Below are 21,441 nucleotides of genomic sequence, written 5' to 3'. Positions count from 1 at the left end.
TTTCTGCCAAAACTCAAAAACATAACAAGAGGTTTTGTGATGAAAACAACCACGTCCGGGCTGTGTGAAAAGCCTGCGTTGCAACGCACCCTGAGCAACCGCCACATCCAGCTGATGGCCATGGGCGGTGCGATCGGCACCGGCCTGTTCATGGGCTCCGGCAAGATCATCGCGTTGTCCGGCACCTCGATCATCCTGATCTACATGATCATCGGGCTGTTCGTGTACTTCGTGATGCGCGCCATGGGTGAGCTGCTGCTGTCCAACCTCAACTTCAAGAGCTTCGCCGACTTTGCCGGCGCGTACCTGGGCCCGCGTGCGGCGTTCTTTCTCGGCTGGTCGTACTGGCTGAGCTGGAGCGTGGCGGTGGTGGGGGACGCGGTGGTGGTCGGCGGGTTTTTCCAGTACTGGTTCCCGCATGTGCCGGCATGGATGCCGGCGGTGGGCATGCTGTTGACGCTGTTCGCGTTGAACGTGCTGACGGTCAGGCTGTTCGGCGAAGTGGAGTTCTGGTTCGCGATCATCAAGATCATCGCGGTGCTGACCCTGATCGGCGTGAGCGTGGTGCTGATTGCCAGCTCGTTTGTCTCGCCCACCGGGGTCACGGCCTCCGTGAGCCACTTGCTGGACAAACAGGCGGCGTTTCCCAATGGCCTGTTCGGTTTTTTCGCCGGCTTCCAGATGGCGATCTTTTCCTTTGCCGGCACCGAACTGATCGGCACCGCAGCCGCCGAAACCCGAGCACCGGAGAGGACCTTGCCCAAGGCGATCAACTCGATTCCGCTGCGCATCATCCTGTTCTACGTGTTGGCCCTGGCGTGCATCATCGCGGTCACTTCGTGGCAACAGGTGTCGCCGAGCAAGAGCCCGTTCGTGGAACTGTTCCTGGTGGCGGGCTTTCCAGCGGCGGCGGGGGTCGTCAATTTCGTGGTGCTGACCTCGGCGGCCTCGTCGGCCAACAGCGGGGTGTTCTCCGCCAGCCGCATGTTGTTCGGCCTGGCTGACCTGGGGGACGCCCCGGGTATCTTTGGACGCTTGTCGAAAAGCAGCGTGCCGTTTATCAGCCTGGCCTTCACCACCTTGCTGATGCTGCTGGGCCTGGTGTTGCTGTTTGTGGTGCCGGAGGTGATGACCGCCTTCACGATTGTGTCGACGGTGTCGGCGATCCTGGTGATTTTCACCTGGTCGACCATCCTCGGGTCCTACATTGCCTACCGCAAAAAACGCCCGGACCTGCACGCCAGATCCCTCTACAAGATGCCTGGCGGTGTGCCGATGGCCTGGTTTTCCCTGGCCTTCATGGCCTTCGTCCTCGGCCTGCTGGCGTTGAGGCCGGATACACGCCTGGCGCTGTACGTGATGCCGGCCTGGTTTATCTGGCTGGGCATTGCCTTTCAGTTTTCACGCTTCAAGGCGGCCGGTGTGGTCAATCCCGGTCATAGGTGATTCACGGGTTCCCTAGAACTCCATTCTCAGGCCGACCGTGCCCTGGCGGCCGTTGAAGGTGTTGCTGTCCAGGTTGCGGTTGTAGCCCACCTCGCCGTACAGGCTGATGCCCGTGGCCACCTTCAGCGTGGCGCCGGCGCTCAGGTCCAGGGTGGTGGACTTCTGCTCGGTGTCGATGGCTGTCACACCGTTGAAGGTGACGGTGTTCTGCCCGGCACTGGTGTGCCAGACATTCGCCCGTACGTAGGGTTGAAGCGGCATGCTGCGGACCTGATAGTCACCGCGCAGGCGCACCCCGAGGCGGCTGGTGACGTTAGTGTCGGCGTCATAGGAAACGTCGGAGATCCCGTCGTTTTGCTTATCCAGTCTGGTCTTGCCGACGATCAGTTGCGCCTGGGGTTCAACCACCCAGTTACCCATCCCGGCAAACGGCCAGCCGACTTCGGCGGACGCCGTGACATTGTGCCCCCGGGTGTCCATCTTCACGCCACGATCCGACTCGTTATTGCCGTCGAAGCGGGTGCCCATCAATACCAGGTCGAGGTAGGCCTGGTTGGCGCCGATCAGCGTCCAGTAGACCCCCAGGCTGTCCCCGCGCAAGGTGGTCTTGCCGGCGTCCTTGTCCTGCCAGCCGCCGTTGAAGCCCTTGATGTTGCCTTTGAGGGTGCTGTGGCCGACGAAGAACCCGCTGCGTTGGGTCAGGCCATTGTCGTAGGTGCTGGCGTACAGGTCGGTACCCACCTGGAAGCCGGTCACCGAACTGTCGAGCGACGGGCTGACCGTCCCGGTAAAGCTCTGGCGCGTGCTGTTGCCGTAGGTCCGCCCCCAGCCCGAAGTGAACGGGCCGGTGTGCAACTGCTGGCTTTGGTCGCCCATGCGTTGGTGAAAGGTGCCGAGCATGCCCTGCACGAGTTGCTGTGCGGCGGGAAACAACGCAGCGTAGATCGGCACTTCCGGACGATAAATAGGGATCGGTTCGGTCCCGGGATTGGGCGGCAGCGGTGGTTCACCGGGAACCGGGGTGGGTAACGGCACGATAATCACCGGGCCAGGCGGCACCACGGGGATCGTCGAGCGCAGGTAGTAGTTCTCCGCCGTACCGGCCGTGACACCGCCTTTGAACAGGTAGTAGTCGAACGCGCCGGCAGGTACCGGGCCCGCCAGTGTAAATGCGCTGCCACTGCCAGACGCGCCGTTGAGGGCCTGCACCACCTGGATGCCGTCCTGCAGGGTGGCCGCGCCCGCGCCGCCGAGGTTGGTGACGCTGATGGCGGTGGTACCGGCGAGGGTGCCCTGGTTGATGATCAGTTTGTCGCTGGGGGAATCATCCGCGCCCAGGGCGCTTTGCAGTAAAAGCCGTCCATTGTCGCCGGTGTAATTGCCATTGATGGTCAAGGTGTCGCTGGTGCGGGTGTTGCCGGTGGTCATGTTGAGGGTGCCGCTGTTGGTGACGTTCACCCGTTGGCCGGCCGTAAACGGGTCGATCACCCCGGTGCCGATCAACAGTTCACTGGTCCCGTCGATGCTCAGGCTGCCCGTGCCGGTGTCGCTGTCACCCAGTTTCAGCGTTCCGCCCAGGATCAGCTGCGACTGGTTGTCCAGCCGAATGCTCTCCCAGTTGGAAAACAGGCCCGGATCGCCTGCCTTGGTATTGTCCAGTGTGAGCGTGTCGACACCCAGGCCAGCGTCGATCAACTGCGCCGCGGCCAGTTGGGTATTGACCAGGTTTTGCAGCACCGCCGTGTCGTCACCGGCGCCCAGCAGTACGAACGAATGCAGGTTGCCACCGGTCCATTCGAAGTGATCGTCGCCAAAGCTGAGGAGTATCTGGCCGTTGACGTCACCACCGGACACCGCCACGTGATCGTTGCCCCCGCTGACACTGATATTGCCGCCGACGAAGGCCGTGCCCGAGATCAGGATGGTGTCGTCGCCGAAGCCGGTTACCAGGTTGGCGATGATGCTGCCACCCGACATATCGAACAGGTTGTTGTCGAGTTTCATGTCGACTCGGCCAATGCGGCCGCCGCTCATCTTGGCCCGGTCGCCATCCTCGAAAGCACCGTCGATGATGCCGCCGCTCATGTTGAAGTCGTCCAGCCCATCGCCCTGGGCCAGTGACGCAATCCTGCCGCCGCTCTGGGCGTAGCTGTCGACGCCTGCGCCCTGGCTGACGGCGCCGGCCTGGCCGCCGCTGATCTGCGCCACATCCGCGCCCGAGCCCTGGCTGACGCTGCCGGTGATGTTGCCCAGGTTGAGCCGGAAAATATTACTGCCATCGCCCTGGTTGAGGTTGCCATCAATCCCGGCACTGGGCCCGTTCACATCCACCAGATCGTTGCCGGCGCCATAGGTGACATTCCCGGTAATCCGCCCCGTGGCGCTGAGGTTCAGGGTGTTATTGCCGGCACTGTCGGTAAAGCCTGGTGCCGTGCCGCTGTCGCAGGAAGAGAGGTCGTCGCCGGCGGTGTTGCTGATGGTGCACGCCCCGTAAGAGGCGCTCGGCAGTGTCGCCAGGGCAATCAGGTACAACAGGGTCGGAGTCCGTGAGCGCATGATCCATCCTCGTGCGAGGGGAAAGTTGCCCCGGCACCGGCAAAGGCCGGTGCAGGCCAGACCATGACAACGTGACACGCGATACGGAGCAGGGAGTGCGGGTTACCTGTTCGAAAACACCGGCCAATGCAAGGAGTTGGCATGGCTTTCTCGACTGCACCTCAACGGGTGCAGCGCTGTTTGCACCCTAGCCATACATCGTGCAGGGCGCTACTGTCAGAGTTGACAGGTATAGACGAGCTGCCGGTCTTACGAAAACACAATCTCGTAAGGCTCGCGCATACGCTCCAGCAGCACCTGGGCCAATATCGGCGCCAGGCCGATCTGCGGGTCGCCCGCCAACTGGCTGGCATACGCATGGACGGCGTGGAGTTTGCGCGCCACGGTCCAGGTGTCCAGGCGTACCTTGCGCGCCCGCTGCCAGGGGATCGTCGCACCCTCGCGGGCGGGGCAGTGCCAGGCCCAGATCGGCAGTTCATAGAGCTGCGCGCCCACCAGCCTGCAGGCGTTGGCGCTGGCACGGCCGACGGCCTCATGGTCGTCATTGCCGTCGTTGCGCCATGTGGAAAACACCACATCGCCCGGTTGCAGGTAGCGCGCGATAAATTGGCTCAGTTGCGGTTCGCGGGCGGCGAGGGCGTTGTCGCAGAAACCGCCGCGAATCCACTTCAGGCTGTGCAAGGGCATGCCCAGGCGGCGCAGCGCCTCGGCGCTTTCCTGGGGCCGCACCACACTCAGGCGGCTGGCTGGCCACACGTGGGACCCCGGGTGGCTGGCACTGCCGTCCGTGATGGAGATCATTTGCAGGGGGTGTTCCAGGGTGCTGAGCAATTGCAGTAGACCACCGCAGGCCACCACCTCGTCGCCGGGATGGGGCGCGATGATCACCACGCGCGCGCCAGCGGGCACCAGGGAGGTGGTAGAGATAGGCGGGATTTGCGCCAGCTGCGGTGCGCTGTTCCAGATTTGCGCGGGGCCGCGACGGCCTTCACTGAGGGAGGCAGGCTTCATGGGCGTTACGTCCTTGTCGATTGATGCTGGGTCGTGCCCCGTTGACGGGACGACTCTATTTATTCACCACAGACTCCGCCGTGGTGCACGCGTGGTAATCCAACCCTGAATTACCAGCAAGGCGTCATCAGCATAGACAAGGATTGGTCGCTTTTACATTTTGCAATGTCGTTTTTTTCAAGACGCGCACATCAGGCTCTTCAAATAATCGCCGAACCCGCCCTGGGCACGGGCCTCCAGGCGCGCGCTGGTGATGACTTGCGGGGCGTGGCTCCAGGCGATGGACGCCCCGCAGCGCTCGAGGTCGCGCACCAATTGCACATCTTCGTGACAGGGCAGCGGTTCGAACCCTCCGGCCCGCACATAGGCCCCGGCACTGATGCCCAGGTTGGCGCCATGGATATGCCGGTGGCCGTCACGGGCGTGGTACGCCTGCTGGTAACGGATCTGCGCCGCCGGGTCGAACCCTTCGCTCCAGGCGTCGACGGTCACGGTGCCGCACACCGCGTCGGCGCCCAGTGCCAACTGGGCCACCAGCCAATCGGGGGCCACGCGGCTGTCGGCGTCGGTGCATGAGATCCAGCGCGCACCCTGGTTGAGCAGGTGTCGCGCACCCACCCCGCGCACATGGCCCACATTGCGTGCCTGCACCTCCAGGCGCTGCACCGGGAACCCCTCGGCAATCGCCGCACTGGCGTCGCTGCAACTGTCGAGCAGCACCAGGATCTGCACCGCTTCACCCAGCAGGCCTGGATGACGGGCAGCCACCAATGCGGCCTCCAGACACTCGCCGAGCAGCGCCTCTTCGTTATGTACCGGGATCAGAATACCGATCATCGCAGGCCCTCAAGGGTGGCAACCGAAGTGCCGTCACGGCTCCACAGGTCGAGTAGAAAGTCGGGTTCGTGGTGGGTGGCGACCAGGGGCATCCCCAGCCGCTCATGGAGCAGGGCATGCACCTGTTCGGCGGTCTGCGGGCACCCGTCGATCGTCGGGCGCCAGTGGCAGGCCAACACCTGGCCGCTGGCGGTGAGGCTGCCGAGGGCGCGATCGATCAAGCGGCACAGGTCATCGCGGTCGAGGTAGTAGCACAGCTCGCTCAAGACGATCAGATCGAATTCGCCGGTCGGCCATTGCCCGGGCAGGCGGCTCTGCTCCACTCGGGCATGGGCAAAGCCCAGCAAGCGGCTGCGTGCCAGGGCGACAGCGGCCGAGGCCGTGTCGCAACACAGCAGGTGATCACAGCGCGGAGCCAGCTCGAAGCTCAATTCGCCATTGGCGCAACCGGGTTCGAACACCGAGGCATAGCGCGGCCGGGTCAGGAGTGCCAGGGTCAGCGCCCGTTTGCGACGCTCGTACCAGCGTTGGCGAAAGGCCCAGGGGTCGTCGTTACCGGCAAACAGTTGATCGAAATACGGTGTCGCCACACTCATACGAATACCACTTCAAAAGGTTGTAGCAGACGTTCCACCACATAGGGCGCCAGCACCGGCGGCAGGCCGATCTGCGGGTCACCCTCCAGCTGGCTGGCGAACGCATGGATGGCGTGGCGCTTGCGCGCGACGGCTTCACAGCTCAGGGGGATTTTGCGGGCACGGTGCCAGGGCACCAGGCTGTTCTCGGGAGACGCCCAGTGCCAGGTCCACACCGGCAGCTCATAGAGGGCCGCACCCACCGCGTGCGCTGCCTTGGCGCTCGCGCGGCCAACGGCCTCGTGGTCGCAATGGCCGTCTTCGCGCCAGGTGGTAAACACCACATCCGTGGGTTTGAGGTGGCGCTGGATAAAGGCGCTGAGCTGCTCTTCCCGCGCCGCGACCTGGCTGTCGCTGAAGCCGGCCCGCAACCATTTCAGGCTGTGCAACGGCACACCCAGGCGATGCAGGGCCTGGGCCGACTCCTGGGGGCGCACCACGCTCAAGCGCTCCACCGACCAGTGGGTGGAGCCGGGGTGACTGGCGCTGCCATCGGTGACCGAAATCAATTGAATGGGCCGGCCCAGTTCGGCCAAGCCTTGCAACAGGCCGCCACAGCCCAGCACTTCGTCATCCGGGTGCGGGGCGATGATCACCGCGCGGTGGCCCTCGGGCACCAATTGTTCGACGCTGATCTGCGGCAGTTCGGCCATCAGCGGCGAGTCCTGCCAGCGCTGCAGGGGCGTGCCCTGGCCGACGATCGGGTTGGGTTTCATAACTGCCACCTCCCTGTGGGTTCGCCGGCGACCAGTTCGCCGAGGCCGGCCAGGTCGCGTTCGGCATGGCTCTGGCGGACATACACCGGCAGGTCCGCCATCAACTGGGCGAAGTGCGGATCCTTGCAGTACGGACCCGCGCCCACGGCTCTGCCCACATGGCGCATGACCTGCTCGACGGTGTCCTCGATGCACGCGCGCACCTGCTGGGCCTGGTGCCGGGCATTGGCCCTGGGGTAGCGATCGATCTGTTCAGCGCTGGCCCGCAGCACACAGGCCGCGCTGTTCAAGGCGCTGTCGACCGCGCCCAGGTGGGCGAGGGCGTGGGGCTCCGAGCGCCTGCTGCAGTGATCGCGCAACACTTCGGCCAGGCGTTGTGCGGCACCGTACCAGCAGGCGGCGATACCGATGCCGCCTTGCCAGAACCCGGGGCGCGCGAGGTAGTCGCCGGGGCCGCCCACGGCAAGGCCATGGGCGCCGTCAAAGACGACCTCGACGCTGCCGGTGGCGGCCATGCCCACGGCATTCCAACCGTCGTGGGTGACCGTGATGCCCGGTTGGTCCATCTGCACCGCCACCAATTGCTGGCCGCCTTGTTCATCCCACGCCGTCAGCAAACCATGGCTGAGCACCGCCGCCCCGGAACACCAGGCTTTACGCCCGTCCAGACGCAGGCGATGGCCCTCGCAGCGCACCTGCACCTTGGCATTCGGCGGTTCTGCGGCCCACATGCCCCACAGACTGCCCAAAGGCGGCGCCGGGCTGCGCAGCTCGGCAATGATCGCCAACGCATCGGTGTGGCCTTCGAACAGCTTGCACAAGCGCAGGTCATGGCCAGCCACCTGCGCCAGGCGGCTGAACCGCCCGAGGGTGTCGCCGCTGCCAGGCAGCGGCAACTGATCGAGGCCTTCCTCCTGAAGTGCCCTCAAGGCCTTGGCCAGGGCCTGCGTGTCCGCATAGCCCTGGAAGCCTTGAAGGAATCCATGCAGTGCCATGTCACACCTCGTCGTCACGCTGCAGTTCGAACAGCAGCAGCGAGCGACCGGTCACACCGTACTCGTGGTCGAACTCGAAGCGTTCCTGGCCACGTACCGCCGGCTCGTTGGTGTCGAGCATGCAGGTCCAGAACTCACCCTCCGGCACCGGCGGCAGGCGGAAATTGACCACGTCGTGGTGGGCGTTCACCACCAGCAACAAGGTGGCGTCGGCACCGGCGCGGCGAATCCCGGTTTCCTGGGCGCGGCCATCCATCAGCATGCCCAGGCAACGGCCGTGGCTGTCTTCCCACTGCTCGGTGGTCATCTCGTCGCCAGCCGGCGACAGCCAGGTGACGTCCTTGACGCCGATGTCCTCGTTGTAGTCGCCCACCAGGAAGCGCCCACGACGCAGGATCGGGTAGGCCAGGCGCAGCTTGATCAAGCGCTTGACGAACTTGAGCAACGCCTTGCCGTCCTCGTCCAGGTCCCAGTTGACCCAGCCGATCTCGCTGTCCTGGCAGTAGGCATTGTTGTTGCCGTGCTGGGTGCGCGCGAACTCGTCACCGGCGACCAGCATCGGCGTGCCCTGGGCCAGCAGCAGCGTGGCGAAGAAGTTGCGCATCTGGCGCAGGCGCAGTGCGTTGATTTCCGGGTCGTCGGTGGGGCCCTCGACGCCGTGGTTCCAGGACAGGTTGTTATTGCTGCCGTCCTGGTTGTTTTCGTCGTTGGCTTCGTTGTGCTTGTCGTTGTACGACACCAGGTCATGCAGGGTGAAACCGTCATGGGCGGTGATGAAGTTCACCGAACTGTACGGGCGGCGGCCACGGTGGTTGAACATCTCGCCCGAGGCGGTCATGCGCCCGGCGAAGTCCGCCAGTTGGCCGTCATCGCCTTTCCAGAACGCGCGAACGGTGTCGCGGAAACGGTCGTTCCATTCAACCCAGCCGGGCGGGAAGTTGCCCACCTGGTAGCCACCGGGGCCGCAGTCCCAGGGCTCGGCAATCAGTTTGAGCTGGCGCAGCACCGGGTCCTGGCGGCAGGCCACGAGGAAGCTGTGGCGTTCATCGAAGCCATCGCGGTAGCGGCCGAGGATGGTCGCCAGGTCGAAGCGGAAGCCGTCGACGTGCATCTCGTTGGCCCAGTAACGCAGGGAGTCGGTGACCATCTGCAGTACGCACGGGTGGCTCAGGTCCAGGGTGTTGCCGGTGCCGGAGTCGTTGATGTAGAAGCGCTTGTCATCGGGCATCAGCCGGTAGTACGAGGCGTTGTCGATGCCGCGCATGGACAGGGTCGGGCCGCGTTCGTTACCTTCGGCGGTGTGGTTGTAGACCACGTCGAGGATCACTTCCAGCTTCTGCTCGTGCAGGTGCGCGACCATCTCCTTGAACTCGGCGATCTTGCCGCTGGCCAGGTAGCGCGGGTCGGGGGCGAAGAAGGCAATGCTGTTGTAGCCCCAGTAGTTGGTCATGCCTTTTTCCAGCAGGTGCTGGTCGTTGACGAAGGCGTGCACCGGCAGCAATTCCACCGACGAGATGCCCAACTGGCGGATGTGCTTGAGCACATCATCTTCCATCAACCCTGCACAGGTGCCGCGCACGTCTTCGCCCACCGAAGGGTGGCGCATGCTGATGCCGCGCAGGTGGGTTTCGTAGATGATCGTACGGTCCCACGGCACCCGCACCGGCTGGTCGTTGCCCCAGGTGTGCGCCGGGTCGATGACCTTGCACTTGGGCACGAAGGGCGCACTGTCACGCTCGTCGAAACTGAGGTCGTCGTCCGGGTGGCCGATGGTGTAGCCGAACAGCGCTTCGGACCATTTGAGTTCGCCCACCAGTTGCTTGGCGTAGGGGTCGATCAGCAATTTGTGGTGGTTGAAGCGATGACCATTGGCCGGATCATACGGCCCGTACACGCGGTAGCCGTAGATCAGCCCAGGGTGGGCGTCGGGCAAGTAACCGTGGAAAATTTCGTCGGTGTATTCGGGCAATTCGATGCGCTCGAGTTCCACTTCGCCGGTGTCGTCGAACAGGCATAGTTCGACTTTCTCGGCGTTGGCCGAGAACAGCGCAAAGTTGACACCCAGGCCATCCCAGGTCGCGCCGAGGGGGAAGGGCAAACCTTCACGAATCCGCGACGGCTCGCTGCCCGGCGTCGAAGGGGTCTTATGGGGTTTGCTCATTGAGTTGCTCCTGCAAGGCTGTTTTTTCGGGCCGAACGCGGCCGTGCTGACGAGTTTTCAGCGGATGATAAGAAGAGTGAAATCACCTTTTGCCGACCGCGCCGGCAAAAGGTCGATGGCGCCGTGCGCGTTAAGCCTTGGGCTTTTTCGGCGCGGGGGGCTTCTTGGCCGCCGGCGGCGCCGGCTTGCTCGCGGCTGGCTTGGCTTTCGCCGCAGGCTTGGGGGCGGTCTTGGGCTTGGCGGCGGGCTTGGGTTTGCTCGGCGTCAGCGCTTCGGCTTCGGCCAGCTTGCGCGCCATCTCCCAGTGGCGCGCGTCTTCCCCGTGGGGTTTGCCTTCAGACTCCCAGATCTGATGCGCCAGTTCGCGTATGCGTTTGTCTTCAGTACTCATCACAATGCTCCTCACAGAAAATTTTCAGCTTTCTTGATCATCAGGATTGATAAAGACATTGACCGGGAAATCCCCCAGGGCAGTGCTGATCAACAGCTCCTTGTCTGGTGTGACTGCGCCTGTATGAAAAAGTCCCTTCCAGTTTTGCGTTGGTGCGGCGAACGGTAATTTCACCCGTGTATCGCCCCAAACCTGCGCATTGATCTGGGGATGCACACCGTTTTCAAGCAGTTCATGGGACCAGCGTGGCACCACTACCAGCACGCGTTTGCCCTGGTGTTCGCGGCAGAATGCGACCACCCGCCCGGCGTGTTGGCCGACCACTTCCAGCGCTGTATAGCTGCCGCTGCGGAACACCTGCGGATGGGCCTTGCGCAAGGCCAGTACCTGGGCAATCAAGGTTTGCTTGATACGCCCGTCACGCCAGTTGAACAACAGTTCGCCGATGTCCGGCGGGGTATTGAGTGCCTGTTGCCGCGCGGTGAAATCCACCGGACGACGGTTGTCCGGGTCCACCAGGCTGAAGTCCCAGAACTCATCGCCCTGGTACAGGTCCGGCACACCCGGCACGGTAAGGCGAAGCAAGGTTTGCGCCAGCCCATTCAGTGCGCCGGCAGGCGCGATGGCCTGAGCGGCGCTGCCGATCGCGCTACGCAGCGGCCGACCTTCCTCTGTGAGCAGCAGGCGGGTGAGAAAAGCCTCGACACCCTGTTCATAGGCCTCATTGGGCGCACTCCAGCTGCTCTGCAGCTTGGCTTCGCGCAGGGCTTTTTGTTGCCACTGCCACAGGCGCTGGTGATAGCCTTCGAAGTCCTCGGCCTGGTCCAGCGGCCAACTGCCCAGCAACACCTGGTACAGGATCAGTTCATCGCCGGCCGACGGTGTGGCCGCGTCGTCGCGCAACGGCGCCGCCAGGGTACGCCAATGCTCCACCTGCTCGACGTACCACGGCGCACACTCGCTGAGCACGGCCAGGCGCGCGCGGGTATCTTCGCCGCGCTTATGGTCATGGGTAGCGGTGGCCAGCAGGTTGTCGGGGAAGGCCTGCAAGCGCTGTTGGTTGATGGCATGAAACTCGGCCAACGGCGCGCTGAACTGCTCGGTACTGAAGCCCACATCGTTGCGCGACAGCAGCACGGCCGAGCGGTAGAACGCGGTGTCTTCCACGGCCTTGGCCGCTGCCGGCGAGGTCAGTTGCTGGAAGCGCACACAGGCATGCTTGAGCATCTTGCGCTCGCGGCCCACCGGGCGATTGCGCCAGGGTTGGCCGCCGAGCCAATTTTCCAGATGCTCGAGCACCGGCCAGTCGCCCTCGCCAAGGGTCGTGCGGGCGCCGTCCATGGCCTGCTGGAACACCTTGTCGTCATCTGCGCTGCGACCGCGAGCACTGATATAGGTGCGGTACACCGGGAAGTGCACGATCAGTTCCTGCAGCGCGCGGCGGATTGCGCCGAGGGTCAGGTCGCGGGTCATCACGTCGTCGCGGGCCACTTGCAACAGGGCCTGGGCCACGCTTTCAAAGTCGCCGCCCAGGGAGCCGTTGAGGATTTGCTGGCGGGCCAGCCGCGCCTCTTCGATAAACGCCGAGGGACGTTCGCTGTGACGCGTCCATAAGTCCGCCAGCGGCGCAAAGCCCTCGGGATGGTGTTGCAGCAGCGACAGTTGGTTCATGAATTCGTAGCCGGTGGTGCCGTCCACTTGCCAGTCTTCGCGAAGGGTTTCCCCCTCGCCGAGGATTTTTTCGACGAAGATCGGCAAGTGCCGTTCGGGCGACAGCGTATCCACCCGACGGCGCAGCTTGCGGCAGTAACCGCGCGGGTCGGCCAGGCCGTCGATGTGGTCGATGCGCAGACCATCCACCAGGCCTTCGCTGATCAATTCGAAGATCTTGCCGTGGGTGGCTTCGAACACTGCGGTGCGCTCCACGCGCAGCCCGCCCAGTTCGTTGACGTCGAAGAAGCGCCGCCAGTTGATATCGTCCGCCGCCGTGCGCCAGCTGGCCAGGCGGTAGGCCTGTTGCTCGAGCAACTGGTGCAGGCGCTTGAAGCCCTCGGGCGTGCGTCCGTCGAACTCGGTCAGCCGGCGTTCGATAAGCTCGAGGACTTCGGTGGCACGCTCGGCCAATGCCTGCTTGAGCCAGGCGGCTTCGGCGTAGGCGTCATCCTGATAGGCCAGGGCGCTGAAGCGGTCGGCCAGGGGTTTGAGCAGCTCGTCGGTGCCGAGGATCGCCGCGTAATCCCGTGGGCAGATCGGGAAGCGATGTTCGTAATGCTCAACATGAAACGCGCCGTGGGCGGCATCGAAATGCAGCGTCAGCGTGCCGCTCTGCAAGGCTTCGCCGTAGTCGCTGCCGAGAAAGGGCATGAGCAATTGGCCCTTGAGCAGCGGGTCGGGGGAGTGCCACTGGATATCGAAGAATTCGCTGTAGGGACTCAGCCGGCCCCATTCCAAAAGGTCCAGCCACCAAGGGTTGTCAGCGCCGCCCACGGCCATATGATTGGAGACGATATCGAGGATCAGCCCCATATCGTGCTCGCGCAGGGCCGCGACCAGGCGACGCAGGGCCGGATCGCCGCCCAGCTCGGGGTTAACGCTGGTGGGGTCGACCACATCGTAGCCGTGCATCGAGCCGGCGCGGGCACTCAGCAGTGGCGAGGCATATAGATGGCTGATGCCGAGCCGGGCGAAGTACGGCACCAGTGGCACCGCATCGTCCAGGGTAAAACCTTTGTGGAATTGCAGGCGCTGGGTAGCGCGCAGGGGCAGGGCTTTCATCGGTCACGCTCGTAGGCTTGGTTGCGCGCGACGGCCAGCAGTTCAAGGCGGCGCGCGGCACCGGCGTTGTCGAGCAGGCTGGAGGCCTCGCCCGGCAGACGGCGGCGCCAATTGGGGTGGGTGTCGGTGGTGCCGGGCAGGTTGGCCTGTTCTTCCAGGCCCAGGGCATCTTCCAGCGGCAACAGCACCAGCGGCGCACGGGTGTGGCCGAGGTAGCGCACGCTGGCGTCGATCATATGGTCGGTTTCATTGCGGATCTCATCGACGAAATTCTGCGGGTCCTGGCTCAAGGCCTGGCGCAGCGCCTGGCGTTCACGCAGGCGGTGCTCGCTCCATTGCTCCACGGTGGGCGCATCGATCAGGCCCAATTGGACGTTCCAGTCGATATCGCGGCTGTGCCACCAACCGTTGAGGGTCGGCAAGTCGTGGGTGCTGGTGGTGGCCAGGGCGTTGTCCGGCCAGTCGAGGATCGGCTTGAACTGGCCATCGTGGCCCTGTTCGAACAACAGCACGCGCATGCCGAGGATCGAGCGGGCGATGAGTTTTTCGCGCAGCCCATCGGGCACTGTGCCGAGGTCTTCACCGAGCACGATCGCCTGGTGGCGGTGGGATTCCAGCGCCAGCAGGCGCAACAGGTCGTCCACCGGGTAATACAGGTAAGCGCCCTCACGCGGCGAGGCGTCCATGGGGATCACCCACAGGCGTTGCAGGCCCATTACATGGTCGATGCGCAAGCCGCCGGCATGGGCGAAGTTGGCCCGCAGCATCTCGATAAACGCGCGGAAACCGTTGCGCTTGAGACCTTCGGGCGAGAACGCGGAAATGCCCCAGCCCTGGCCGGCACGGTTCAGGATGTCGGGTGGCGCGCCCACGGTCAGGTCGGCCAGCAACTCATCCTGGCGGCTCCAGGCCTGGCTGCCACCGCCGTCGGCACCGACGGCCAGGTCAGCGATCAAGCCGACGCCCATGCCGCTGCCTTTGGCGGCTTGTTGGGCGCGCTCCAGGCAACGGGCGATCAGCCATTGGCCAAAGGCGTAGAAGCCGATCTCGGCGTGGTGCTCTTCGGCGAACGCAACCAGCGCAGGGCTTTGCGGCGAGCGCCACTCTTCAGGCCAGTGGCGCCAGTCAAGGTCCTCGCCTGCAGCGGCGCGCACTGCCTGCACGGCTTCGAAGCGACAATGGTTTTCCAGCGCCTCGCCACCGGCCTGGCGAAAGCTCAGGAAGTCGGCATGCTGCGGGTGATGGCCGTGACGGAAGTCTTCATACAGAACGCGCAACAGCCGCTGTTTGGCTCGCGCAGCGGCCGGCCAGTCGATCAGGCTGTGCTGTTCCAGCGCGCGCAGCTCTTCTTCCAGGCCAAGGGCTTCAATCGCATTGCGCACCTCACGTTCGCCGAGAATGCAGGCGGGCGAGGCATACAGGCTGTTGAGGAACAGGCGGCTGGACGGCGAGTACGGGCTGTAGCGCTCGGTATCGGCGCTGAACATCGCGTGCATCGGGCTGATCGCCAGGGCATCGGCGCCGCGTTCGGCGGCGGAACGGACCAGGTGTTCCAGGGCCAGGGTGTCGCCGAAACCGCCATCGCCCAGGCGGCGCAGTGAATACAGCTGGGCGCTCAGGCCCCAGGCGCGGGCGGGGCGGTTGTCCACCGCTTCGGCCACGCTGTAGCAATGGGTGGGCGCGACCGCCAGGGTAAAGCTCTGGTTGTCGATCTGCACCTGGTGGTAGCCCAGGGCGATAACCCCGGGCAGCACGGCATCGCCGTCGAGGCGCAGTTCCAGGCTTTCGCCGTCTTCGAGGTTGACCCGGCACAGGGTGTCGGGTTCGAAGTAGCGCGCCAGGTCGAGGCCTTCGCCGCTGTCGACGGTCATCAGGGGCGGCAGGTGCTTGTCTTGTTGCGCCCGCTCCAATTCAAGCAGGCTGGCGTTGATGTCGGCATCGTTGTCGGCCGGGTGGCCCAGGCCTTTGAGAACCGCGCGCAGGGCGTCGGGTGTCACTCGTTGCGGGCGGCCGTTTGCGTCGATCCAATCGACGGCCAGGCCCGCGCGGCTGGCGAGGATTTCCAGGTTCGCTTCGCTCAAGGGTGCTCTCCAACAGGGGATAAGGTGACGCGGGCGCTGAAGGGCGGCAGTTGCGCACCTTGCAGGGCCGGCGTTTCGAACAGGACCGGCGCGGTGGCCGGGTGATCCAGCGGCGTGGCGCTCAGGTTCAGGTCGATCTGCAACAGGCTGCCGTTGCCCAGGCGCCAGCGCGCACTGACGGCGGCGTAGGCCAGCACCTGCGCGCCCAATGCCACGGCGCCAGGCAGGTGCGGCACGATATGGCGATGGCGCAGGCCCAGCAGTTGGCGGTAGAGCTCGGCGTGTGGGGTGTCGGCGATCACCGGGGCCGATTGCGCGAATGTCGACAGTGCGTTGGGATCCGGGATGCGTTCACGGCGCTCGGGGTCATGGAACGCGGCGAAGTCGGCAAATTCATTGCGTCGGCCTTCGCGTACCGCTTCAGCCAGTTCACCGTGGTGGTCGGTAAAAAACAGGAACGGCTCGCTCGCGTTCGCCTCGTCCCCCATGAACATCAGCGGAATCATCGGCGACAACAGCAGCAGGGCGGTTGCTGCCTTGAGCGCCTGGGGCGAGCAGAGCTGGTGCAGGCGCTCGCCCAGGGCGCGGTTGCCTATCTGGTCGTGGTTCTGCAGGAACGCGACGAAGGCCGTGGGCGGCAAGTCAGCGCTCGGTTCGCCGCGCTCGTGGCCATGGCGGGTGGTGTGGCCCTGGTAGATAAACCCTTCGCCCAGGCAACGGGCGAGTTTGGTGGTGGGATCCTGGGCAAAGTCGCTGTAATAGGCATCGGTCTCGCCGGTCAGCAACACGTGCAGCACGTTATGGAAGTCATCATTCCATTGCGCGTCGAAATCCTCCTTGAGCAGGCTGGCCTGGTTCAGCTCGTTTTCCAGCACCAGCCACACCTGCCGACCGGTATCCACCTGCTGGCGTACCCGATGCGCGAGTTCCTGGAGGAAACCGGGGTTGTCGATGGCGTGCACCGCGTCCAGGCGCAGGCCGTCGAAGCGGTACTCAAGCAGCCACATCAGCGCGTTATCGAGGAAGAAATTCCGCACCTCACGGCGCTCGAAGTCGATCCCGGCGCCCCATGGGGTGTGCACGTCTTCCTGGAAGAAGCCCTTGGCGTACTGGCCCAGGTAATTGCCGTCAGGGCCGAAGTGGTTGTAGACCACGTCGAGAATCACGGCGAGGCCGTGTTCGTGGGCGCTGTCGACCAGGTGCTTGAGTTGCTCGGGCGAGCCGTAGGAAGACTGCGGTGCGTAGGGCAGTACGCCGTCATACCCCCAATTGCGCTCACCGGGAAATTGCGCCAGTGGCATCAATTCAATCGCGGTGACGCCCAGCTCGGCCAGGCGTGGCAGGTGCTTTTCGACTTCGGCGTAGCCCCCCATCGCGCCGACGTGCACTTCGTAGATCACGGCTTCGTGCCAGGGGCGGCCTTGCCAGTTGGCGTGACGCCAGGTGTAGGCGAGCGGGTCGACCACCAGGCTCCAGCCATGCACGTCCGAGGCCTGGGCCCGGGACGCGGGGTCGGGAACGTCCATTTCCCCATCGATGTTGTAGCGATAGCGCGTGCCCGCCGGGCATTTCACTTCAGTCTCGAACCAGCCATCTGCCTGGGGCAGCATGGCGATGGATTTACCGTTTTCCAATTCAACGCTGACATAAAACGCGTCTGGCGCCCACAAGGCAAAACGCGTGTGTTGCGCGTCCAGCATGATTGCGCCGTGGGGCCAGGTTTCCAAAGTCCGTAACGGCATCTATGAAGACCTCCCTTGATTATTTAGTCGATTTCCCCAAGGCCTTGGCCACCAGTTGTTCATACAGCTCGGCGTAGGGTTCCACCGCCTGGCACCAGTTGAAGGGTTGGGTCATGGCGCGGCTGCGCATGGCGTTGAGCAGGCCTTTATTGGCGAAGACCCGGAACGCGCGGCTCAGGGCTTCTTCGTAGCTTTCTACGGTGGATTCATTGAACAGGAAGCCGGTGACGCCATTCTCGATGGTGTCCGCCAGCCCGCCGGTGTTGCGAGCCACGGGCAGTGAGCCGAAGCGCTGGGCATACATCTGGCTCAGGCCGCAGGGTTCGTAGCGCGATGGCATCAGCAGGAAGTCGCTGCCGGCGAACATGCGCCGCGCGTCGGTCTCGTTGAAGCCGATGCGCACACCGACCTGGCCCGGGAAGCGCAGCGCCAGTTCACGCATGGCCTGTTCTTCTTCCGGCTCGCCGCGCCCGATAATGGCGATCTGCCCGCCGTTCTCGACGATAAAGCTCGCCACCGCTTCGGTGAGGTCGAGGCCTTTCTGGTAGACCAGGCGCGAGACCACCGCGAACAGTGGGCCGGTGGAGTCATGCAGGCCGAACAGCTCGCGCACGTGGTCGGCGTTGATGGCCTTGCCTTCCCAGTCACCGATATTGAAGTTGTGGGTCAGGTGCGTGTCGGTGGAGGTTTCCCAACTTTCATCGATACCGTTGGGGATGCCACTGAGCAGGCCCTGCTGGGTCTTGGCGGCGAGGAAACCGTCGAGGCCGCAGCCGAATTCCGGGGTGGTGATTTCCTGGGCGTAGGTCGCACTCACGGTGGTGATGTGGCTGGAATACGCCATGCCCGCCTTGAGGAACGACATCTTGCCGTAGAACTCCATGCCTTCCTGCTGCAAGGCGTGAGGCGGGATACCCAGCTCCGGCGTCGAGGCCAGGCTGACCACGCCTTGATAGGCGAGGTTATGGATGGTGAACAGTGTGGGTGTACGTGACCCACGCCAGTGCATATAGGCGGGGGCCAGGCCGGCGGGCCAGTCATGGGCGTGCACCAGGTCCGGGCACCAGTGGATCTGGGCCAGGTTGGCGGCCATGTCGGCGGCGGCCAGGCCCAGGCGGGCGAAGCGAATATGGTTGTCCGGCCAGTCGCGGCCGTTGTTGGCGCCGTAGGGCGTGCCTTCGCGCTCGTAGAGCTCGGGGCAGATCAGCACATAGATGACCAGGCCGTCCTTGAGGTCCATGCGCCCGATCTTGCACGGCGGCAGCGCGGCGTGGCCACCCAGCTCACCGATGATATGGATCGGGTTGTCGCTTTCCATCACCTGCGGGTAACCGGGGATCAGGACGCGCACATCATGCAAGTGGGCCATGGCGCGGGGCAGGGCCGCGGACACGTCGCCCAGGCCACCGGTTTTCACCAGGTCGGCGAACTCGGAGGTGACGAACAATACCTTCTTGCGATTGGGATTATTACTCACGATCGGCCGCACAGTGTTGGGCAGGTCGGCCAGTGACGTTGGCCCCTCTGCCGCCTTACTAAAACGCTCTCCCTGAGTATCTACAGCGGCACTGATCATAGTTCTCTCCCAATGTTGGTTGGCTAATGGCCCGCTGCCACTAGCTCCGAAGACCGCATCCTGCGGCCAGGCGCACAAGCGCTATACAAGCTGGCAAGGCTTATGCCAGTTGCACGGTCGGCTTAAATAGATTGGATGGACGGGCATCGGGTGTGAACCGCGTGCACTCGCCCTACCTTAAAACTGGACCTACGGCAGAGTTCGAAAGTTTAGATTTTTTGCGGGGTTTTTGTTTTGGAAGGGACCCATCGGTCATCAGTCTAGGACAGATTCCAGAGCCTGTAGGGTTTGTGCGGGAATTTTGTAGGACAAAAAACTTGTAACCATATGCAATTGAGGACGGCGAGAGGTTGTAGTGAGCAGGCTTGCCCTGCGCTGGAGTGCGAAGCGCTCCCAAACAATTTGGCGGCCTGCCACCCCGTTGCCGGTTTTCAGGGCCGCTTCGCGCCCCAGCGCAGGGCAAGCCTGCTCACCACGAAGATTAAGCTCACACCCTTAGTGCGGGTCGCACCTGATTGGTGCGTCAGCCAAGCACCCGAATGGGCGCGCCCTTGGCCCAGGCCTGGATATCTTCAATCATCTGCTCGTAGAACTGCCGGTAGTTTTGCTCACTCACGTAGCCCACATGGGGCGTGGCGAGTACGTTGGGCAAGTGGCGAAACGGGTGATCCACCGGCAGCGGCTCTTCGGCGTACACATCCAGCGCCGCGCCCGCCAGGCGACCAGTGGTCAATGCCTGCACCAGCGCCTGCTCATCCACAATCGGCCCGCGCGCGGTGTTCACCAACCGGGCCGTCGGCTTCATCCAACTCAATGCCTCGGCGTCGACCAGGCCACGGCTGCGGTCGCTGAGTACCAAATGAATCGTGAGAATGTCGGCCTGCTCAAACAGCTCGCGCTTGCTGACCCAGGTCGCCCCGGCCTGCACGGCGCGCTCCGGCGTGAGGTTTTCACTCCAGGCCAGCACCCGCATGCCGAACACCTGGGCAAACTGCGCGACCCTCTGGCCAATACTGCCCAGGCCGAGCACTCCCAGGGTCTTACCGTGCAGGTCGCCACCCAGGCCCACCTGCCAGCCACCCGCGCGCAATGAGTTGGCTTCGGCCAGCAGATTGCGCGTAGACGCCATGATCAGCGCCCAGGTCAGCTCCGGCGCCGCCTGCTTGTAGCTGTCGGTGCCGCACACCTGGATGCCCAGGGCCTTGGCGGCGGCAATATCGATGGCGGCATTGCGCATGCCGCCGGTCACCAACAACTTGAGGTTGGGCAAACCCTGCAACAGCGCTTGGTCGAAGGTCGAGCGTTCACGCATGACGCAAATGACCGTGAACGCCTTTAAACGCTCAATCATCGTGGCGGTATCGGCCGGATAGTCGTGCAGGAAGTGCACCCGCCCCACGGCCTCCAGCGGCGACCAATCCACCACGCCACGGGCGACATTCTGCCAATCATCAATGACTGCGATCTGTACCGACATGCACGCGTGCCTCGAAAAAAGTTGGATTAAAGGGCGTTCAAGCCCTGCAACAGCGCCTGGTGAAACTTCGCCGGCTCTTCCATCTGCGGCGCATGGCCCAGGCCTGGAAACTCCACCAGTGTGGCGTGGGGAATCAGCTTGGCCACTTGCTTGCCCAATACCGCGTAGTTGCCGATCCTGGCCTTGACCGCCGGCGGCGCAATGTCTTTGCCAATGGCGGTGGTGTCGGCGGTCCCGATCAGCAACAGGGTAGGCATCTGCAGATGCTTGAACTCGTAGTACACCGGTTGGGTGAAGATCATGTCGTAAATCAATGCCGAGTTCCATGCGACCAGCGTATGCCCTGGGCCATTGCTCAGGCCGGCGTACATGTCGACCCAGCGCTCGTACTCCGGCTTCCAGCGTCCGACGTAATAGGTATTGAGTTGGTACTTGCGAATCCCCTCGGCACTGACTTTCTGCTCCCGCGCATACCATTGGTCGACGCTGAGCGTGGGCACGCCCAGGGCTTTCCAGTCTTCCAGGCCGATGGGATTGACCAGCCCGAGCTGCTCGGTCTGCTCGGGGTACATCAGCGCATAACGGGTGGCGAGCATGCCGCCGGTGGAATGGCCGAGCAGCGTGGCCTTCTGAATGCCGAGTTTTTCCAGCAGTTGGTGGGTGTTGAGGGCCAATTGCTGGAAGCTGTACTGGTAGTGGTCGGGCTTGCTGGAACTGCAGAAGCCGATCTGGTCCGGTGCAATCACCCGGTAACCGGCGTCGCTCAAGGCCTTGATCGTGCTTTCCCAGGTGGCGCCGCAAAAGTTCTTGCCATGCATCAGCACTACGCTGCGACCGTTGGGTTGCCCCTTGGCCGGCACGTCCATGTAGCCCATTTGCAGGGATTTACCTTGGGATTGGAATTGGAAATGTTCGAGGGGATAGGGGTATTGGAAGCCTTGCAGCTCAGGGCCATAGCTGGCGGCGAACGCCGGGGCGATGCTGGCCGTCAGCAGGCCGGCGATGCAAAAGGCACGGGATAGAGGCATGGGCGGGGCTCCGA

At 63.9% G+C, this 21,441-nt stretch carries 15 protein-coding genes; 1 reads left to right on the top strand and 14 read right to left on the bottom strand.

Going from position 1 to position 21,441, the window contains the following annotated elements; all coding sequences use genetic code 11:
* The first annotated feature begins 39 nt into the window (after positions 1 to 39).
* A complete protein-coding gene (locus FX984_RS04045) occupies positions 40 to 1,446 on the top strand; it encodes an amino acid permease (RefSeq protein WP_092357041.1) in 1,407 nt (468 codons plus the stop codon).
* A 12-nt stretch (positions 1,447 to 1,458) separates the two neighbouring features.
* Here the strand turns inward: FX984_RS04045 and FX984_RS04040 are convergent, their stop codons facing one another.
* From FX984_RS04040 to FX984_RS03975, 14 genes are all read right to left on the bottom strand, one after another.
* On the bottom strand, positions 1,459 to 4,002 hold the full coding sequence (locus FX984_RS04040) for an autotransporter family protein (protein WP_108572986.1): 2,544 nt from the start codon (positions 4,000 to 4,002) through the stop codon (positions 1,459 to 1,461).
* Between the two features lie 249 nt (positions 4,003 to 4,251).
* Complete coding sequence (locus FX984_RS04035) at positions 4,252 to 5,013, bottom strand: PIG-L deacetylase family protein (RefSeq protein WP_027606749.1); 762 nt, start codon at positions 5,011 to 5,013, stop codon at positions 4,252 to 4,254.
* Between the two features lie 177 nt (positions 5,014 to 5,190).
* Complete coding sequence (locus tag FX984_RS04030; RefSeq protein ID WP_027606748.1) at positions 5,191 to 5,850, bottom strand: glycosyltransferase family 2 protein; 660 nt, start codon at positions 5,848 to 5,850, stop codon at positions 5,191 to 5,193.
* Positions 5,847 to 6,446, bottom strand: a complete 600-nt coding sequence (locus tag FX984_RS04025; RefSeq protein ID WP_027606747.1) for an SAM-dependent methyltransferase — start codon at positions 6,444 to 6,446, stop codon at positions 5,847 to 5,849. The genes FX984_RS04030 and FX984_RS04025 overlap by 4 nt, the downstream gene beginning before the upstream one ends.
* The gene (locus FX984_RS04020; RefSeq protein WP_146476188.1) at positions 6,443 to 7,201 is read right to left on the bottom strand and encodes a PIG-L deacetylase family protein; all 759 of its coding nucleotides are present in this window, start codon (positions 7,199 to 7,201) and stop codon (positions 6,443 to 6,445) included. The genes FX984_RS04025 and FX984_RS04020 overlap by 4 nt, the downstream gene beginning before the upstream one ends.
* The gene (locus tag FX984_RS04015) at positions 7,198 to 8,196 is read right to left on the bottom strand and encodes an acyl-CoA dehydrogenase family protein (RefSeq protein ID WP_146476190.1); all 999 of its coding nucleotides are present in this window, start codon (positions 8,194 to 8,196) and stop codon (positions 7,198 to 7,200) included. The genes FX984_RS04020 and FX984_RS04015 overlap by 4 nt, the downstream gene beginning before the upstream one ends.
* Position 8,197: 1 nt before the next feature.
* On the bottom strand, positions 8,198 to 10,357 hold the full coding sequence (gene glgX / locus FX984_RS04010) for a glycogen debranching protein GlgX (RefSeq protein WP_146476192.1): 2,160 nt from the start codon (positions 10,355 to 10,357) through the stop codon (positions 8,198 to 8,200).
* Positions 10,358 to 10,487: 130 nt separating this feature from the next.
* Positions 10,488 to 10,748, bottom strand: coding sequence for a DUF2934 domain-containing protein (locus FX984_RS04005; RefSeq protein WP_027606743.1), 261 nt, complete (start codon positions 10,746 to 10,748; stop codon positions 10,488 to 10,490).
* Between the two features lie 24 nt (positions 10,749 to 10,772).
* On the bottom strand, positions 10,773 to 13,523 hold the full coding sequence (locus tag FX984_RS04000) for a malto-oligosyltrehalose synthase (protein WP_146476195.1): 2,751 nt from the start codon (positions 13,521 to 13,523) through the stop codon (positions 10,773 to 10,775).
* Positions 13,520 to 15,604, bottom strand: a complete 2,085-nt coding sequence (malQ, locus tag FX984_RS03995) for a 4-alpha-glucanotransferase (protein ID WP_146476197.1) — start codon at positions 15,602 to 15,604, stop codon at positions 13,520 to 13,522. Before malQ ends, FX984_RS04000 begins: the two co-directional genes overlap by 4 nt.
* Positions 15,601 to 17,346 (bottom strand): malto-oligosyltrehalose trehalohydrolase, encoded by a 1,746-nt coding sequence (treZ, locus tag FX984_RS03990; protein ID WP_027606740.1) that lies wholly within the window; start codon positions 17,344 to 17,346, stop codon positions 15,601 to 15,603. The genes malQ and treZ overlap by 4 nt, the downstream gene beginning before the upstream one ends.
* A gap of 19 nt (positions 17,347 to 17,365) precedes the next feature.
* Complete coding sequence (gene glgA / locus FX984_RS03985; protein WP_074846904.1) at positions 17,366 to 18,922, bottom strand: glycogen synthase GlgA; 1,557 nt, start codon at positions 18,920 to 18,922, stop codon at positions 17,366 to 17,368.
* Between the two features lie 523 nt (positions 18,923 to 19,445).
* Entirely contained in the window at positions 19,446 to 20,399 is a 954-nt protein-coding gene (locus FX984_RS03980) for a D-2-hydroxyacid dehydrogenase family protein (protein WP_146476199.1), read from the bottom strand.
* Positions 20,400 to 20,425: 26 nt separating this feature from the next.
* Positions 20,426 to 21,427, bottom strand: a complete 1,002-nt coding sequence (locus tag FX984_RS03975; RefSeq protein ID WP_027606737.1) for an alpha/beta fold hydrolase — start codon at positions 21,425 to 21,427, stop codon at positions 20,426 to 20,428.
* Positions 21,428 to 21,441: the final 14 nt, after the last annotated feature.

It is taken from the genome of Pseudomonas marginalis, assembly GCF_008692035.1.
GTDB classification, from domain to species: Bacteria; Pseudomonadota; Gammaproteobacteria; order Pseudomonadales; family Pseudomonadaceae; genus Aquipseudomonas; species Aquipseudomonas marginalis.
This window is presented reverse-complemented; position numbering and strand designations above follow the sequence as displayed.

What these genes read in the sequence shown, in the direction of transcription:
- FX984_RS04045 (WP_092357041.1), top strand. Translation starts at nt 40, where the DNA reads ATGAAAACAACCACGTCCGGGCTGTGTGAAAAGCCTGCGTTGCAACGC.
- FX984_RS04040 (WP_108572986.1), bottom strand. Translation starts at nt 4,002, where the DNA reads ATGCGCTCACGGACTCCGACCCTGTTGTACCTGATTGCCCTGGCGACA.
- FX984_RS04035 (WP_027606749.1), bottom strand. Translation starts at nt 5,013, where the DNA reads ATGAAGCCTGCCTCCCTCAGTGAAGGCCGTCGCGGCCCCGCGCAAATC.
- FX984_RS04030 (WP_027606748.1), bottom strand. Translation starts at nt 5,850, where the DNA reads ATGATCGGTATTCTGATCCCGGTACATAACGAAGAGGCGCTGCTCGGC.
- FX984_RS04025 (WP_027606747.1), bottom strand. Translation starts at nt 6,446, where the DNA reads ATGAGTGTGGCGACACCGTATTTCGATCAACTGTTTGCCGGTAACGAC.
- FX984_RS04020 (WP_146476188.1), bottom strand. Translation starts at nt 7,201, where the DNA reads ATGAAACCCAACCCGATCGTCGGCCAGGGCACGCCCCTGCAGCGCTGG.
- FX984_RS04015 (WP_146476190.1), bottom strand. Translation starts at nt 8,196, where the DNA reads ATGGCACTGCATGGATTCCTTCAAGGCTTCCAGGGCTATGCGGACACG.
- glgX (WP_146476192.1), bottom strand. Translation starts at nt 10,357, where the DNA reads ATGAGCAAACCCCATAAGACCCCTTCGACGCCGGGCAGCGAGCCGTCG.
- FX984_RS04005 (WP_027606743.1), bottom strand. Translation starts at nt 10,748, where the DNA reads ATGAGTACTGAAGACAAACGCATACGCGAACTGGCGCATCAGATCTGG.
- FX984_RS04000 (WP_146476195.1), bottom strand. Translation starts at nt 13,523, where the DNA reads ATGAAAGCCCTGCCCCTGCGCGCTACCCAGCGCCTGCAATTCCACAAA.
- treZ (WP_027606740.1), bottom strand. Translation starts at nt 17,346, where the DNA reads ATGCCGTTACGGACTTTGGAAACCTGGCCCCACGGCGCAATCATGCTG.
- glgA (WP_074846904.1), bottom strand. Translation starts at nt 18,922, where the DNA reads ATGATCAGTGCCGCTGTAGATACTCAGGGAGAGCGTTTTAGTAAGGCG.
- FX984_RS03980 (WP_146476199.1), bottom strand. Translation starts at nt 20,399, where the DNA reads ATGTCGGTACAGATCGCAGTCATTGATGATTGGCAGAATGTCGCCCGT.
- FX984_RS03975 (WP_027606737.1), bottom strand. Translation starts at nt 21,427, where the DNA reads ATGCCTCTATCCCGTGCCTTTTGCATCGCCGGCCTGCTGACGGCCAGC.